This is a genomic window from Fibrivirga algicola (assembly GCF_011742925.1).
GTDB lineage: Bacteria > Bacteroidota > Bacteroidia > Cytophagales > Spirosomataceae > Fibrella > Fibrella algicola.
In genome coordinates, this window is the sequence record NZ_WAEL01000002.1 from 265973 (window position 1) to 282116 (window position 16144).

The following is a 16144-nucleotide window of genomic DNA, read 5'->3' on the forward strand; positions in this document are numbered from 1 at the left end:
TGGCTTTTCGTATTTAGGCCAATCTGTCATGTATTCGAACATGGGGTGGTCAATTTATGTTAATTAGCTATAGACGCACACTACTCAATACGATATGACAACAAACTCTGCACCCGCAATGCCCCGGAAACAAAATCCAAAGAATGTAGCCTTTATTGGCGACTACCTACCCCGGCAGTGCGGTATTGCTACGTTTACAGCCGACATGTACCAGTCTTATGCCCGGTTTATACCCGGTGCCAAGGCATGGGTGGTATCGGTCAATGACACCACCGAAGGCTACGAATATCCTGATGAGGTTCGGTATGACTTTTTTCAACATGATCTGGAAGCGTACCGTAAAGCGGCTGAGTTTCTTAATTCAAAGAACGTTGATGTTGTTTGTCTTCAGCACGAGTACGGCATTTATGGGGGACCTGCCGGTAATTACATCTTGACGTTGCTCCGGGGGCTGACTATGCCCATTGTATCGACGTTTCACACCATCCTAAAGACCCCCGATCAGGATCAGTTACTAACCCTGAAAGCCATTGCAGACCTGTCGGCGCGGGTAGTGTGCATGTCGGAGAAAGGGCGGCAGTTCCTGACTACGATTTACGAGATTCCAGACGAGAAGATCGACGTTATTGCCCACGGCATTCCCGATATGCCGTTCGTTGATCCGCACTTTTACAAAGACCGGTTCGGACTTGAAGGAAAGCAGATCCTGCTCACCTTTGGTTTGCTATCGCCTAATAAGGGCATCGAGAACGTCATCAATGCCCTGCCCCGCATCGTAGAGCAGTTCCCCAATGTGGTGTACATGGTGCTGGGAGCTACCCATCCGCACTTGATCCGGCATGAGGGAGAAGCCTATCGCGATAAACTGAAGCAACTGGCCGAGAGCAACGGGGTGCGGCAAAACGTCCAGTTTTACAATCAGTTTGTGGAACTCGAAGATCTCCTTGAGTTTTTGGGAGCCGCCGATATTTACATTACCCCCTATCTGAACCCCGCACAAATTACCTCAGGTACGTTAGCCTATTCGGTTGGAGTAGGCAAGGCGGTGATCTCTACTCCTTACTGGCATGCTGAAGAACTCCTCGCCGACGACCGGGGACGCCTCGTACCCTTTGGTGACGCAGATGCCATTGCCGATGAGGTACTGGCGTTACTGCGCGATGAACCCGCGCGACATGCGATGCGTAAACGGGCGTACCTGATGGGACGTGGCATGACCTGGGAAACCGTGATTGGTCAATATGCCGACTCATTTGCCCAGGCACGTCACGAACGCATGACGGCCACCTACACGCCGGGGCTATACCCTGGCGGACTGAGCGGTGGCCTTCACCTGCCCACGCTGAAACTCGATCATGTGTATCGCCTGACCGATTCGACCGGGATGATTCAGCACGCCCGGTATCACCTGCCTTTTTACGAGGAAGGCTACTGCACTGATGACAATGCCCGGGCGCTGATCCTGATGCTCTTGCTCAAAGAATCGGGCGTTCATGATCGGCGCATCGATCAATTGGCCGACACGTATATGGCGTTCATTAATTACGCGTACTCTGACGAACACCGGCAGTTCCGGAATTTTATGAGCTATGACCGGCGCTGGCTTGAAGACGTAGGCTCTGAAGATAGTACGGGCCGCACCATCTGGGCACTGGGCATGTGCATTGGTCGTACTGATGAGCACAACCCACTGGTGTGGGCTATGAGCCTGTTGGAACAAGTACTGCCAGCTACCCTCACTATGCAGTCGCCACGCGCCTGGGCTTTTGCACTGCTGGGCATCAACGAATATTTGAAGCGATTCAGTGATGACCGGCTGGCCAAAAATATTCGGACAAAACTGGTCGCCAAACTCCTATTCCGATTCAGCGAAACAGCCGCACCCGATTGGCAGTGGTTTGAAAACACGGTTGCCTACGATAACGGGGTACTGTGTCACGCACTGATCGTGTCGGGCGACAGCGAGGCGGTAGCCGTGGGACTAAGCGCGCTGACCTGGCTTATGGAACTCCAAACCTCAAAGCTAACGGTAGCGTCCGACCAACGAACGCATTTCCAGCCGGTTGGCTCTAACGGTTTTCATAACCGGGATGAGGTTAAAGCAGAATTTGATCAGCAGCCCTTAGAAGCCTATAGCTCTATATCGGCTTGTCTGGCGGCCTGGCGAATAACGGGCGATATTGATTGGCAGCGCAAAGCCATGAAAGTATTCCGCTGGTTTACAGGCCTGAACGATCTGGGCTTACCCCTCTATGATTCGCTAACGGGAGGCTGCCGGGATGGATTGCATATCGACCGGGTTAATCAAAATCAGGGTGCCGAGTCGACATTATCCTATCTCCTGTCGCTGGCCGAGTTACAATTAGCCTTTCAACCAACAATTGAAAAGTCAATTGCCCGTTCGGTAACTAGTGCCTTATCTTAAAACAGGTTATAAGTTTCAGGTTTCGAGTGCTTCTCTTATCGGCCAAACGGTGAGTGGGTGGAGTTCGTGAAACCTAAAACTTACCATTACCTTTCCTATGAGCCTAAAAGCCACCCGTACAGGCGTTGTCATGCGTCCCGATCCGGCCCGAGTTCTCTTTCGACCGTTCGATCTTGGGAATAGTACACGCGTTCTGAAAATCATCGCACGCGTAAACTCGTTGACGGAAGACGAGGTACGTCAGAAACTCGAAGAGGTCATCCGCGAGTTCGGGAATAGACACCATAAGCTTAACCCGTTCTTCCTGCGCCGTTTCGATCAGGTAAAATCTCAACTGCTGACCGACGAACCGCTAACCGATGAGCGGAAACTACTGCTTGGCGCGTACTTTACGATGGAGTACTCGCTGGAATCGGCAGCCCTGTTCAACCCGTCGATGATCTGGCATCCTGATCAGACGAACCTACCGCCGGGCTACAAACGCTTTATTCTCAGCCTGCGCGCTACCGGAGAAGGGCATATATCGTCTATTTCGTTTCGAACCGGGTACGTTGATCAGGAGGGAAACATCATTGTTCAGAAGCCATCCAGGTACGTTACGTCACCGGAAGCTATTGTTAGCCAGCAGTTTGATAAGAACACCTTTGTGAAAAAGCTGTATGAACTGCGGTTGATCAACAGCATCTCTGAAGGTATTCTATCGGGCCTTAGCGACGAATTCACCTTAGTTGATATTGAAGCGCAGGTGAAGCGGGTAATGAGTCAGTTTCGGCACAACGCCGAGTACGAAACCATTACCAGCGGTCTGATAGCCCTGGCCCGATCAAACTACGAAATGCACTTCGACGATGACCAGAGCATCGACGAACGCTGCATATTTCCGCATTCGCCCAACGAAACCAACGGCATTGAAGATGCCCGGTTTGTGGAGTTTTGCGACGATGATGGCGAGGTGACCTACTACGCCACCTATACCGCCTATAACGGCCGGGTGACTTTCCCCCAGTTGTTGGAAACAAAAGACTTTACCCATTTCTCGGTCAGTACCCTTAATGGGGCCGAAGTGCAGAATAAAGGAATGGCTCTCTTTCCGCGCAAGATCAACGGGCGCTATGCGACGCTGTCGCGGCAAGATGGCGAGAACATTTACCTGATGTTCTCGGATGATCTGTATTTCTGGCAGACCAAAGAACTGATTGTAAAACCAACGTATCCCTGGGAATACGTTCAGTTAGGTAACTGTGGCTCACCGATAGAAACAGAAGCGGGTTGGCTGGTGCTTAGTCATGGTGTTGGGCCGATGCGTAAATACGCGATCGGCGCCTTCCTTCTCGACCTCAACGATCCATCGAAAGTGATTGGTCGCACGAAAGAGCCGATCCTGAGCCCCGACGAAAATGAGCGTGAAGGATACGTACCTAACGTGGTATATAGCTGTGGTGGCCAGATTCATGGTAACACGCTTATTATTCCTTACGCCATGTCTGATTACGCCAGTAGTTTTGCTACTGTCAACGTCGATGAACTGCTAGCTGAGCTGACAGGCGGACAGGTGGCCGCTAGGCAAGTAGTTGCCGCTATATAACTTACTTAAAACAGGAGCATAAATGCCCAGTCGAAATACGACTGGGCATTTTTTATTTTGAGTACCAACCTAGAAATAAGCACTAAACAGAATATTATATATATTATTTTAGATATCACCAAATTTTTATCAAACAAAAAGCTTGGATAACAATTTGTTCGCTTGACAACTATCTGGTATTTTTGATGTAGTCTATATGTTTTACAGGACATATAGCCATTCGCTGTTTTTATAGATTCACTAATCAATTTACTCACAATGCGAAAACTTTTAATGCTCACACAGCTACTGCTGTGTCTTATCAGCGTTCCCCTGCTGGCACAAGACCGGGTAATTACCGGGCGGGTCACTTCGGGTGAGGACGGCTCGGCGCTGCCGGGCGTAAACATCGCCATAAAAGGAACTACCCGGGGGGTAACAACCGATGCCGATGGCCAGTATAGGGTGACGGTTCCTACGGGTACAGTTCAACTGGTTTTCTCGTTTATCGGCTTCGTTACGCAGGAAGTGGTAACTGGTACGCAGACTACACTCAATGTGACACTGACTCCCGATGCTACGAACCTGAATGAGGTAGTCGTTACAGCTTTTGGTATTCAGCGAAACGCCCGTGAAGTAGGTACGTCAGTTACCCGGATCAACAACGATCAGATTGTGCAGGCAGCCCCGGTAAACGTGGCAAGTGGCCTGACCGGTAAAGTGGCCGGTTTGCAGGTGAACCTGACCAACAATGGTGTTGGCTCAAACCCCCGCCTGACCATTCGTGGCAACCGGTCGTTTCTGGGTAACAACCAGGCACTGCTCGTTGTAGACGGTGTCTTGACAGACATTTCGTTTCTGTCGTCGATCAACCCGAACGACGTAGAGCAAACCACGATCCTGAAAGGGCCAAGTGCGGCCGCGCTCTACGGTTCCGACGCGTCGAACGGCGTATTGGTTGTGACTACCCGCCGAGGTGCCGGCAAAAACAAGGCGCAGGTATCGTACACCAATAACACGCAGTTTGAGAGTATCTCATACATGCCCGATTTGCAGCGTACTTTCAGCTCAAACGGTGGTGAAGGCAATCCCTTCCTCGACGCCAATGGCTACCGCCTGTATGTACCCTACGAAAACCAGCAGTTTGGTCCCCGCTACGACGGCTCTATTCAGCCATTGGGCTACGGTGTTCAGGTACGTAACGCCGACGGGTCTATCCGGATCGATACGCTGAAAGTCCCTTTTTCATCAACAGGCAAAGACCCTCGCCGCGCGTTTTTCAACACCGGCACGACCGTGCAGCACGACTTGTCATACCGGATCGGTGACGCATCGGAGTACTTCGGACTTGGTATCCAGCGGGTAGATCAGAACGGTACGGTGCCTAACGACAAATATTCGCGGACAAACATCCTGCTGAATGGTGGCCGTACTATCGGTAAGTTCTCAGCTAATGGTAAGGTAAACTTCACATACTCGAACTACAACCGCGAAAACGGCGATTTCTCGCAGGGACGGCCTATCTACTGGAACGTGTTGAACCAGCCCGCCCACGCACCCTTACGTGATCCACGCCTCATGGATATTACCAGCCCGTACGGCGATGTGAACGGCTATTTCAACGCATACTACCCAAACCCCTGGTGGCAAGTGACTGGCAACAATTCGCGCGCCAAGCAGGACATTTATGCCGTGCAGGGCTTTACCGATGTAGCCTACCAGTTTAAACCCTGGCTCAATGTACTGTATCGCTTGGGTGGCCAGTTGAACATCAGCCAGTTCAAGAGCAACCTGGCAGCAGTGTCGTTCAGCGACTACGCCAGGTCTGACCCTTGGAGCGCAGGTAACATCGCCTCATCGGTTCAACAGGTTAATGGTAACGTGAGCGACCAAAGCAGCATCTCAACCCGCTTCACGGGTGACCTGCTGGTTACGCTATCGCCCACATTCGGTGATTTCACTACCCGACTGATTCTCGGTCAGCAAACCCGGATTCAATATGGTCGTGTCATTGCTTCATCGGCGGGCCAGCTGGTAGTACCTGGCGTGTATAACATCGCTAACCGCCTTGGTCAACTAGTCGGTTCGGAGTCTATCTCTCAAAGCCGTCTGGTAGGTGCCTTCGCCGATCTGACGCTTGGTTATAAAGACTACCTGTTCCTGAACCTAACGGGCCGTAACGACTGGACGTCGCTGTTGGCGCCTGCCAATCGTTCGTTCTTCTATCCTGGTGCCAACGTGTCGGTGGTTCTGTCAGAAGCCGTTCCGGCCCTGAAAAACAGTACGGCGCTAACGTACCTGAAACTGCGCGGTGGCTATGCCAAAGCGGGTAACGTAAACGTAGCGGCCTACCAGTTGCAGAACACATTCAACCCCGGCGCGGGCGTGGGTGCCTTTTTCCCGTTTGGTAGCCAGCCCGGTTTTGAATTGAGCAACCGCCTAAACTCGCCGGATCTGAAGCCTGAGTTTACGACCAACGTCGAAGCAGGTGTCGAATTCGGACTGTTCAGTCGCGTGAACGCTGAAGTGGTTGTGTACAACACCATCACGTCGAACCAGACGGTGCCCATCGCGGTATCGCGCTCAACGGGTTACACCACGGCGCTGATCAACACAGGTACGATGAAGAACCAGGGGATCGAAGTAGAACTGAAGACAACCCGGCCTATCGTCAATACAGGCGGTTTTACCTGGAATATCGGAACAAATTACACCTACAATAACAACATTGTTACAGATATGTACGGTGATCAGATTCCCCGTGTAAACATTCCGCTTGGTAATGGGGCCGGCTCAGACGTGTATGCTGCTGTGGGTCAGAATTACCCGGCGCTCTACACAACGGATATCGTTCGTGTGCAGAACACCAATCCGAATGGCCCAAACTTTGATGCAACAGGTCAATTTGTTGGTCGTCCGGTTATCAACCCTTCTACAGGTTACCCCATTCTGGATACAGAGTTGAAATACCAAGGGACTACCCAGCCTAAACACCGGTTTGGTTTCTCAAACACGTTCGGCTACAAGGGGCTTACCCTGAATGCGGTTGTCGAGTACCGTGGCGGCGCAGTGATTTACAATGCCATTGGTAACGCACTTGAATTTACGGGAGCCGGCATTCGGACTACCTACAACGATCGGCAGAACTTCATCTTCCCGAACTCAGTGGTTGCCAATGCCGACGGATCGTTCAGCAACAATACGAGTGTTACAACCCGTGATGGGAACCTCGAATTCTGGACTAACTCTGGTTACCACAACGCCGGTTCGAGCTATGTAACAAGCGCCGATTTCTGGAAACTGCGTGAACTGGCTTTGAGCTACGACATTCCCGCAAGCATTCTGGGCTTCACCAAGTTTGTGAAAACCTTTAACGTCGCGCTGACCGGCCGGAATCTGCTGATGCTGCGTCCGAAAACGAACGTCTTCACCGACCCTGAATATTCACTCGACAACAGTAACGCACAAGGAACCACCGACGAATACCAGACGCCCCCAACCCGTTTCTACGGTTTCCGGGTGAGCGTTGGTTTCTAATCGTTAAACACCAACATACTCATGATTAGCAAGAAAATAGCAATCGGATCACTGGCTCTGCTGCTCGCCGTTTCGTCGGGCTGTAAAGACGAGTTTTTCGACGTCAACAACAACCCCAACCAGGTAACGGCCGCCACACCTGAGCTGGTACTGCCCAATGCCCTGGCCAACACAGCCACTTACTATCAGACAAGTTTCACGTTTCTGAACCTGTGGATGGGCTACTGGAACTACAGTGGTAACTATTCGATCGCCACATCGGATAAGAACTACCAGTTCACCAACACGTTTAACCAGGCGGTCTGGAACAACGCGTATACGAACCTGAAGAACTACAATTACATTGAGCGGCAATCGCTGGCTCAAAACCAGCCCAATCTTCAGGCAATGGCCAAGATCATGAAAGCGTTTCACTTTCAAATTCTGGTCGATACGTACGGCAACATCCCCTACACCAATGCGTTGCAGGGACTGACTGTAGCCCAGCCCAAATACGATACGGGTGTAGCGGTTTATGAAGACCTCTTCAAACAACTCGACGCCGCCCTGACGCTGTTTGCCAGTGGTGAAACGCGGGCTGCGGCCGGTGAAACGATTAATAACCCGGGCGCCAATGACATTATGTTCAAAGGCGACATCGGTAAGTGGCGTCGGTTTGCCAATACGCTGAAGCTTCGCATGATTTTGCGGCAGAGCGAGAAGGCCGAGCGGCAGTCGTTCGTTCAGTCAGCACTGGCCGTGTTGAAAGCGTCACCTTACGGGTTTCTGCGGGCTGGCGAGTCGGCGGCCATCAACCCCGGCTATACCAACTCGGCGAATCAGCAAAATCCGCTGTATGCCACGTATGGCCGAGGTGTAAACGGGCAGCCAGTTGAGAACAACAACATCTACCGGGCAAACCTGTATGCACTAAGCTTCCTGATCAATACTGGCGATTACCGTACGTCAGCGTTTTACAACCCAGTAAGTGGGAACAACTTCAACGCAACGAACTTCGGTACGATTTCGCCGCTGGTCAACAGCCAAACGTCGAGTATCGGGCCGGGTATATTGCAGAGCCCCGAGCAACCCGCTGTTATCTTGTCGTCATTCGAGTCACTGTTCCTACAGGCCGAAGCAGTTCAACGTAGCTACATCACCGGCAATGCCAAAACCTTGTATGAGTCGGCGATCATTCAGTCGTATGATTACCTGGGTATTGAAGATGAGGTTGGTACTGCCGAAGATTACGCCCGCCAATACATCGACAATGGCAACGCCAACGTAAACTGGGATCTGGCTACGAACAAGCTATCGCTTATTCTGACTCAGAAATGGGTCTCGTTAAACGGAATTGCCCCCTTTGAAGCGTGGAGCGACTATCGCCGCACAGGTATTCCAGCCGTGCCGATTTCGCAGGACCCAAGTACCTCAATCAAGCAAATACCTTCTCGCCTGCTGTATCCACAAACGGAGACGCAGTACAATGAGACAGCTGTTCGTGAACAGGGAACAGATAGCCAATTCGACAAGACTAAGATCTTCTGGATCAAGTAATAACTCCATCACGTATCATGAAAAAATTTCTCAGTCTATTTCTGGCAGGGAGCCTGGCCTTAGGGCTGACTTCCTGCCTCAAGGATGATGAACACTTCGTTGATTTCGCGGGCGCTAGTCCGGTAATCGATATTCCAACGTCGGCTTTTTACGGTGTAGCGCCCAACGCGGCGTTTCCTATTCAGAGCACGCCGGTTAGTTACTCGTTCAACGTAAACCTGTCGGGCCCAAAAACCCTGGGACAGGACGTAACCGTTAATCTGGCGGTTGACCCGGCCGTGTTGACTCAGTATAACACAGCAAACGGCACCGATTACCAGGCGCTTCCTGCGACGCTGTATCAGCTTCCTACAAGCACAGTGATCAAAGCGGGTCAGCGCCTGGCTCCGGTATCGATCAACTTCTCGACAGGCAGCGATAAGATTGCTGATCCCGGTGCCTTCAATGATTCGGATTATGCCTTGCCTGTCCGGGTAACCGGTACAGATAACAATCTGGCCGTCAGCAGCAATTATGGATACAAGATCATCCTGGTCAAGCTAAAGAATAAGTATGATGGCGTATACCGGCCAACTGGCACTTTGGTCGATGTGACAAATTCAGCTTTCTCAAGCTTAGCAACAGCAGGCCGCCAAGTTGATTACACATTGGAAACCGTTTCGGCAACAAAGTGCGTGCTGACTTACAATAACTCACCGGGCACTCCATTTTGGGCAGGAACGGGTATCAGCACTTATGCCAATTTTGCTCCCGTAATTGAATTCGACCCGGCAACGGACAAAATCATCTCGGTGACAAACTACTATGGTCAGCCAGCCAGCAACACTCGCTCAGCTCAATTGGACCCCACTGGTGTGAATGCGTTCAACCCAGCTAACAGGAGTATTCGGATCAAGTACCAGATGCGTCAGCCTAGTGTAGTAACAACGCCACCAAACATCCGGGCAGTCTGGGATGAACAGTGGACATTTCTACGGGAGCGGTAAGTAAGCAACTGATTCGTTCGGTCTCTAACTACCCCCAACAACAAAGCGGTGCCTATGAAAATGGGCACCGCTTTGTTGTTGGGGGTAGTTAGTCAGATGAAGAAGTGCTACTTATTTCCATCTAGCCAAGGCACTATTCAGCTACTATACTTATAGAACTATTACCAGCTTAACCTAGAATTAAAGTTGCAAATCGACCGTATTAATGGCCTTTACAGCCTAGAAAGCGAATATTATAGACGCATATCATACTTATACCATATAAATACAATGCCAAAAAGCGCAAGTCCGATTTGTTCGCTTAACAACTATCTGGTAGTTTTGAAAAAATGTTAATTTCTCTTTAATACTCAGAGTAAACTAATCAACTTTCTAACCATGAGAAAACTTTTACTGATAGCACAGCTACTGCTGTGCTTCATTAGTGTTCCTCTACTGGCACAAGACCGGGTAATTACCGGACGTGTTACCTCGGCTGAGGATGGCGCTGCTATGCCGGGGGTAAATATTTCAATCAAAGGCACAACACGCGGCGTAACATCAGACGTTGACGGCCAATACAAGATCAGTGTACCATCAGGTACCGTTCGGCTGATCTACTCGTTCATCGGTTTTGTGAGCCAGGAAGTGGTAACAGGTAGCCAAACAACGCTGAACATTACCCTGACACCCGATGCCACGAACCTGAACGAGGTTGTCATCACGGCAGGTGGTATCACGGCTCAGCGTCGTGCACTGGGTAGCCAGTCTACTACCGTAAAGTCGCAGGAGATCACCCAGGGTAAGTCGTCGAACATTGCGGCGGGTCTGTCGGGTAAGGTTCCGGGTCTGCTGATCTCGGCGGTGAGCAGCGGCGTTAACCCAACGTACCGATTGGTACTGCGTGGTAACCGGTCGTTGACAGGTAACAACCAGGCACTGATTATCATCGATAACATCATCTCGCCAAACAGCATTTTGGGTAACCTTAACCCGGAAGATATCGAAGACATTCAGGTACTGAACGGTGCCGGTGCAGCCGCCCTCTACGGCTCTGACGCCTCGAATGGTGCCCTGATCGTGACTACCAAAAAAGGTAAGGCGGGTCAGACGCAGGTGAAAATTTCGAACACCACTACCGTTGAGCGGGTAAGTTACCTGCCTCAGTTGCAGCGGAGCTTCGGCTCAGGTACTACCCCTGATGACGTACCTTCGTATACACCTTACGAGAACCAGCAGTATGGCCCCGCTTTCGACGGCTCGATTGTGCCTATCGGAAAGCCCTTACAAGACGGTTCTATCCAGTCTGTACCGTACCAGTATGCCGGTTCACGTGAGAAATTCTGGCAGACAGGTCTCGCTAATCAGACCGACTTTAGCATCTCATCAGGCGACGATAAGTCGACGTATTACCTCTCGGGTCAGTATTTCGATCAGAAATCGACAGTTCCTTACGATGGCTACAAGCGGTACAGCATTCGTGCCAACAGCACACGCCAGATCTACAAGAACCTGACGGCGATCTTCAACACCAACTTCATTGCTAACCGCTACGACATTAGCAGCGCTACCGGTACGGCCTACGAAAACCTGCTGATGTCACCCGGTCAGGTCGACGTAACGAAGTACAAGGATTGGCAGAATGATCCATTTGCAAACCCAAATGGCTACTTCAACGAATACTACGACAACCCGTACTACACGTTGCAGAACAACCGCAGCCTGACCCGGAACGATTACTTCCAGGGCAACATGGAACTGCGCTACAAACCGCTTGAGCGGCTAACGCTAACGTATCGTGTGGGTATCACTACCCGCAACGTGTCGACCAAGAACACCTCAGGCAAGTTCACCTTCTCAGATTACACCAAGAGCATCTCTGGTTCATCTAAGACAGATGACGCCGGTGCTGTCTCTGACTACAGCGGGTTCAACACACAGTTGGTAAACGACTTCCTGGCTCAGTACCGTGCCAACATCGGCACCAACTTTACCCTTGATCTGGTGGGTGGTGTTAGCTTCCGCGACAACCAGGCAAAAGACGTGAGCGTTAGCGCCAACGGTCTGGTTATCAACGGCCTGTACAACATCAGCAACTCACTGAACAACCCAGGTGCTGGCGAAGGCAACTACACGGCCCGTCAGGCTGGTGTATATGGCGAAGCTCGTTTGGGCTTCAAAGAGTATCTGTACCTGCACGTAACGGCGCGTAATGACTGGCGTTCGATCCTGGCGAAAGAGAACCGTTCGTTCTTCTATCCATCGGCCGACGTATCGTTCATTGCTACCGACGCTATTCCAGCTCTGCAAAACACAACCTGGTTACAGAGCCTGAAGCTACGTGGTGGTTACTCACAGGTAGGTCAGATCAACCTGGGTAACTCAACTACGTTTGGTGCCTACGCCCTGAACACCACGTTTGGTCAGGCTTATGGCTACCCATACGCCAGCGGTGCTGGTTTCACTATCAACAACGGTCTGGTATCGTCGAGCCTGAAACCTGAGATTACCACTGGTGCAGAAGCCGGTCTCGATTTCGAACTGAAGAAATACAACATTTCCGGTGGTCTGACGGTCTACAAAACCAACACGGTTGATCAGACGATTTCGGTATTCGTATCATCTGCTTCAGGTTTCCAAAGCCTACTGACCAACGTTGGTGAGGTAGAGAACAAAGGTCTGGAGACGTACCTGAACGTGACGCCTATTAAACTGGCCAATGGTCTGGAATTCTCGGTAGGTGCTAACTACACCCTCAACCGGAACAAGGTTATTTCACTGTCTGAGCAGTCAGATCAACTGATTCTGTCGAGCTCTGGTTCTGCATCGCGCATTCTGGCCAAGAAAGGCTCACCTTTCCCACTGCTGCAGACGACTACCTACAACCGCGATCCACAAGGCCGTATCATCGTTGACCCAATTACAGGTTACCCAGCCAGCAACGGTAGCTTCAGCGACGTAGGTATCACTAACCCACCCCACATCGTAGGTCTGAACACCACCCTGCGCTACAAAGGACTGCGGTTCACCACGGTATTTGAATACCGTAACGGTCACTATATCTACAATGCCATTTCAACCGGTTACGATTTCTCGGGAGCTGGTATCCGTACGGCCTGGTATAACCGCGATCGTTTCGTAATTCCAAATTCATCGTACCTCGGTGCTGATGGCAACTACGTAGCCAACACCAACATTGCCGTTCGCAGCGGCGGTGCTGACTTCTGGACTGACGGTACTCGCAACACTGGTATCGGCGAAAACTACGTAAACTCAGCTGGCTTCTGGAAATTCCGGGAAGCAGCCATTGCTTACGAATTCCCTCGCACATTGCTGGCAAAAACTAAGTTCATTAAAGGGGCAACAATCAGCGCGCAGGGACGTAATTTATTTATCTGGGTTCCAAAATCAAACCTGTACACTGACCCAGAGTACAGTGCCAACGGCACAGACAGCAACGCGGTAGGTTTCACGACCCTTGGTCAGACTCCACCAGCCCGGTATTTCGGCGGTACTGTATCGTTAACTTTCTAATTGACAAACGATGAAAAAGAATCTTATTTTCGGGTTGTTGACCCTGGTAGCCCTGGGCACAACCTCGTGCAAAGACTATTTGGATATCAATACCAATCCAAACTCAGCAACCAGCGTATCGGCACCGCTTGTATTACCACAAGCCATTGTTGGTACTGCCGCGCTGACAGTCTCTTACAATAACTACGGTGCTCATTTTGGCGGTTATGTGGCCAACGCCGGTGGGTTCTCAGGTTTCGGCAACCTATTGAACTATAATCTGGTAGCGGCTGACTACAACGGCCTTTGGGTAAGCACTTACGATAACCTACAGGATTACAAATACGTAATCGACCAGTCGGCTGGTGTGGCCGGTCAGAGCTACTTCAGCGCTACTGCCAAGATCATGACGGCGCTACAGTATCAGCGCTTGGTTGATGCCTTCGGTGATGTGCCTTACACAGAAGCCCTTCAGGGTAACGCAGGTCGTACGCCTAAGTACGACAACGCAGCGACGATCTATCAGGATTTGATCGTGAAGCTGGATGACGCGATCACCGAAATCAACGGTGCTAAATTCCCGGTAGCTCTGAACGCCTCGTCTGACCCACTTTTCGCCGGTAACATGACACTGTGGAAGCAGTTTGCCAACACGCTCAAGCTCCGTATTCTGGTTCGTATATCGGGCGTTTCGGCCCTATCTTCGTTTGTAACAACGAAAATGGCAGCACTCGACAAGACACTGGGCTTCCTGACTACTGACGCGATCGTTAACCCCGGTTACCTGAAGCAGGATGGCAAGCAGAACCCAATGTGGAACTCATGGGGCTACAATGTAGCTGGTGCGCTCGCTAACTCATCACGGATTCCAACGCAGTTTATTTATGGCTTTTACAAAGGCCAAAAGCTGGTTGATAATGGCCGTGGTGCAGTTATATTCAAGAACTTTACGGCTGGCACCACGCCTGTGAACCAGTTGGGTAACGAGAATAACGCGCCAACAGTTATTACCAACTATTCTACCTGGTATACCGGTACGTTCAACAGCGCATCGAGCATCACTAATGCCCTGGGCATTCTGAAAGGGCCATCAATGGGGCAGCCAATTATGCTGGCTACCGAATCGTACTTCCTGCAGGCTGAAGCACAATTGAAGGGCTACCTGCCAGGTGCGTTTGCTACAAGCTTCGATCAGGGTATCACACAGTCGTTCACGTACCTGTACAAAGACGTAAACAACGCGATTGGTACCGGCAAGAACGTAGCGGCTGACGTGGCTACCTACAAAGCCGACAACGCTACGAGCTACCTAGTCAATATCGGCCTGGCTACTACCAACGAACAGCGCCTTGAGGCGATCATTACGCAGAAATACATTGCGCTGAACATGATCAACTCAGAAGAGGGCTGGAACGAGTACCGCCGCACAGGTTACCCAAAAACAAACCCAGCTGGCAATGGCTACACCAACATTGCCTCGAACAAATCGAACTCGACCCGTCCTGACAAACTGCCAACCCGTATCCTGTATCCATCATCGGAGCAGTCGTATAACGCAGCCAATTTTAAGGCGGTCAACCAATTCGCCGATCTGATTTTCTGGGATCCAAACTGATTTAGATGAACATGAAAAATTTCATAAAAGTAGTTGGCCTCTTTCTTGTAGGCGCCACTATGACCTCTTGCCTTGACGATAAACTCTCGTTAGATCCAGCCAATTCGGTTAATGTCGTTGAGTTCAAAAACCCAACTGATTTCCTGTCTCCCTACGGTAGCAAGTATGCGTTGTACACGAAGGCGTTCGATCTGGCTGCCGAGAATGAGTTCCCGATTACGGTAAGTTACTCAGGTGCCAATGTAGCACCTGAAGATATCACCGTAACGTTGGGTACCGATCCAGCTGCATTGACTCAGTACAATACTGAGCAAAGCACCGCCTACGATCTGATTCCTGCATCGTTGTACGTTTTGCCAACCTCGGTTGTTATTCCCAAAGGCCAGCGTACTGCCAAAGTGGCCCTTAAGTTCAAAAGCAACAACTTCGACTTCAGTAAAGCGTATGTGCTGCCCGTGCAGATCAAATCGATCTCATCAGGTACCATCAGCGGCAACTTCGGTACGATTCTGATCAATGTGAACGCCAAGAATAAGTATGATGGTGTTTACACGGTAACCGGTACAATGACCGACGTAACCAACGCCGCGTTCAAGCACATGAACCAGATTGGTGAGCCACTTGAATACACGCTGGAAACGGTATCAGCTACCAAATGTGTTGTTGTTGAACGGGAATACGGTTATAATGCGCCATTCCATGTTTTCTACACAGGTACAGGGATAAGTGTTTATGGCTCTTTTGCAGCTGTGATAGAGTTCGACCCGGCTACCGACAAAATTGTTGGCGTGACTAATTATTATGGTCAGCCTGCCGGTAATACCCGTTCGGCTCAACTAGACCCGACCGGCGTAAATACCTACACGGCATCGAGCAAAACCATTAAGATTAAGTATAATATGCGCCAGCCAAGCGTAGTGGCGGCAGCTCCAAACATCCGGGTTACCTGGGATGAGGTGCTGACGTACGCGCGTCCCCGCTAAGCAAGT

Annotated in this window: 8 protein-coding genes; all 8 read left to right on the forward strand. The window is 50.8% G+C overall.

The genetic code is table 11. The features are described from left to right. The first annotated feature begins 94 nt into the window (after positions 1–94). The 8 genes from F7231_RS06380 (at position 95) to F7231_RS06415 (ending at position 16138) form a co-directional block, all read left to right on the forward strand. Positions 95–2425 (forward strand): glycosyltransferase family 4 protein, encoded by a 2331-nt coding sequence (locus F7231_RS06380; protein WP_085412326.1) that lies wholly within the window; start codon positions 95–97, stop codon positions 2423–2425. A gap of 97 nt (positions 2426–2522) precedes the next feature. Beyond that, positions 2523–4010, forward strand: coding sequence for a glycoside hydrolase family 130 protein (locus tag F7231_RS06385; RefSeq protein WP_085412325.1), 1488 nt, complete (start codon positions 2523–2525; stop codon positions 4008–4010). A 258-nt stretch (positions 4011–4268) separates the two neighbouring features. Continuing rightward, positions 4269–7526 (forward strand): SusC/RagA family TonB-linked outer membrane protein, encoded by a 3258-nt coding sequence (locus F7231_RS06390; protein WP_166691325.1) that lies wholly within the window; start codon positions 4269–4271, stop codon positions 7524–7526. A 21-nt stretch (positions 7527–7547) separates the two neighbouring features. Beyond that, a complete protein-coding gene (locus F7231_RS06395) occupies positions 7548–9062 on the forward strand; it encodes a SusD/RagB family nutrient-binding outer membrane lipoprotein (RefSeq protein WP_166691326.1) in 1515 nt (504 codons plus the stop codon). 17 nt (positions 9063–9079) lie between these two features. Then, on the forward strand, positions 9080–10048 hold the full coding sequence (locus F7231_RS06400; protein WP_166691327.1) for a DUF1735 domain-containing protein: 969 nt from the start codon (positions 9080–9082) through the stop codon (positions 10046–10048). Between the two features lie 378 nt (positions 10049–10426). Next, a complete protein-coding gene (locus F7231_RS06405; RefSeq protein WP_166691328.1) occupies positions 10427–13561 on the forward strand; it encodes a SusC/RagA family TonB-linked outer membrane protein in 3135 nt (1044 codons plus the stop codon). A 10-nt stretch (positions 13562–13571) separates the two neighbouring features. Continuing rightward, positions 13572–15155: a SusD/RagB family nutrient-binding outer membrane lipoprotein gene (locus F7231_RS06410; protein ID WP_085412321.1), complete on the forward strand. Its 1584-nt coding sequence runs from the start codon at positions 13572–13574 to the stop codon at positions 15153–15155. A gap of 11 nt (positions 15156–15166) precedes the next feature. After that, positions 15167–16138, forward strand: a complete 972-nt coding sequence (locus F7231_RS06415) for a DUF1735 domain-containing protein (protein WP_166691329.1) — start codon at positions 15167–15169, stop codon at positions 16136–16138. The last annotated feature ends 6 nt before the right edge of the window (positions 16139–16144 follow it).

Bases quoted from the DNA above. Each gene is read 5' to 3' on its own strand.
- F7231_RS06385 (WP_085412325.1), top strand. From the start codon at position 2,523: ATGAGCCTAAAAGCCACCCGTACAGGCGTTGTCATGCGTCCCGATCCG.
- F7231_RS06390 (WP_166691325.1), top strand. From the start codon at position 4,269: ATGCGAAAACTTTTAATGCTCACACAGCTACTGCTGTGTCTTATCAGC.
- F7231_RS06400 (WP_166691327.1), top strand. From the start codon at position 9,080: ATGAAAAAATTTCTCAGTCTATTTCTGGCAGGGAGCCTGGCCTTAGGG.
- F7231_RS06395 (WP_166691326.1), top strand. From the start codon at position 7,548: ATGATTAGCAAGAAAATAGCAATCGGATCACTGGCTCTGCTGCTCGCC.
- F7231_RS06380 (WP_085412326.1), top strand. From the start codon at position 95: ATGACAACAAACTCTGCACCCGCAATGCCCCGGAAACAAAATCCAAAG.
- F7231_RS06415 (WP_166691329.1), top strand. From the start codon at position 15,167: ATGAAAAATTTCATAAAAGTAGTTGGCCTCTTTCTTGTAGGCGCCACT.
- F7231_RS06410 (WP_085412321.1), top strand. From the start codon at position 13,572: ATGAAAAAGAATCTTATTTTCGGGTTGTTGACCCTGGTAGCCCTGGGC.
- F7231_RS06405 (WP_166691328.1), top strand. From the start codon at position 10,427: ATGAGAAAACTTTTACTGATAGCACAGCTACTGCTGTGCTTCATTAGT.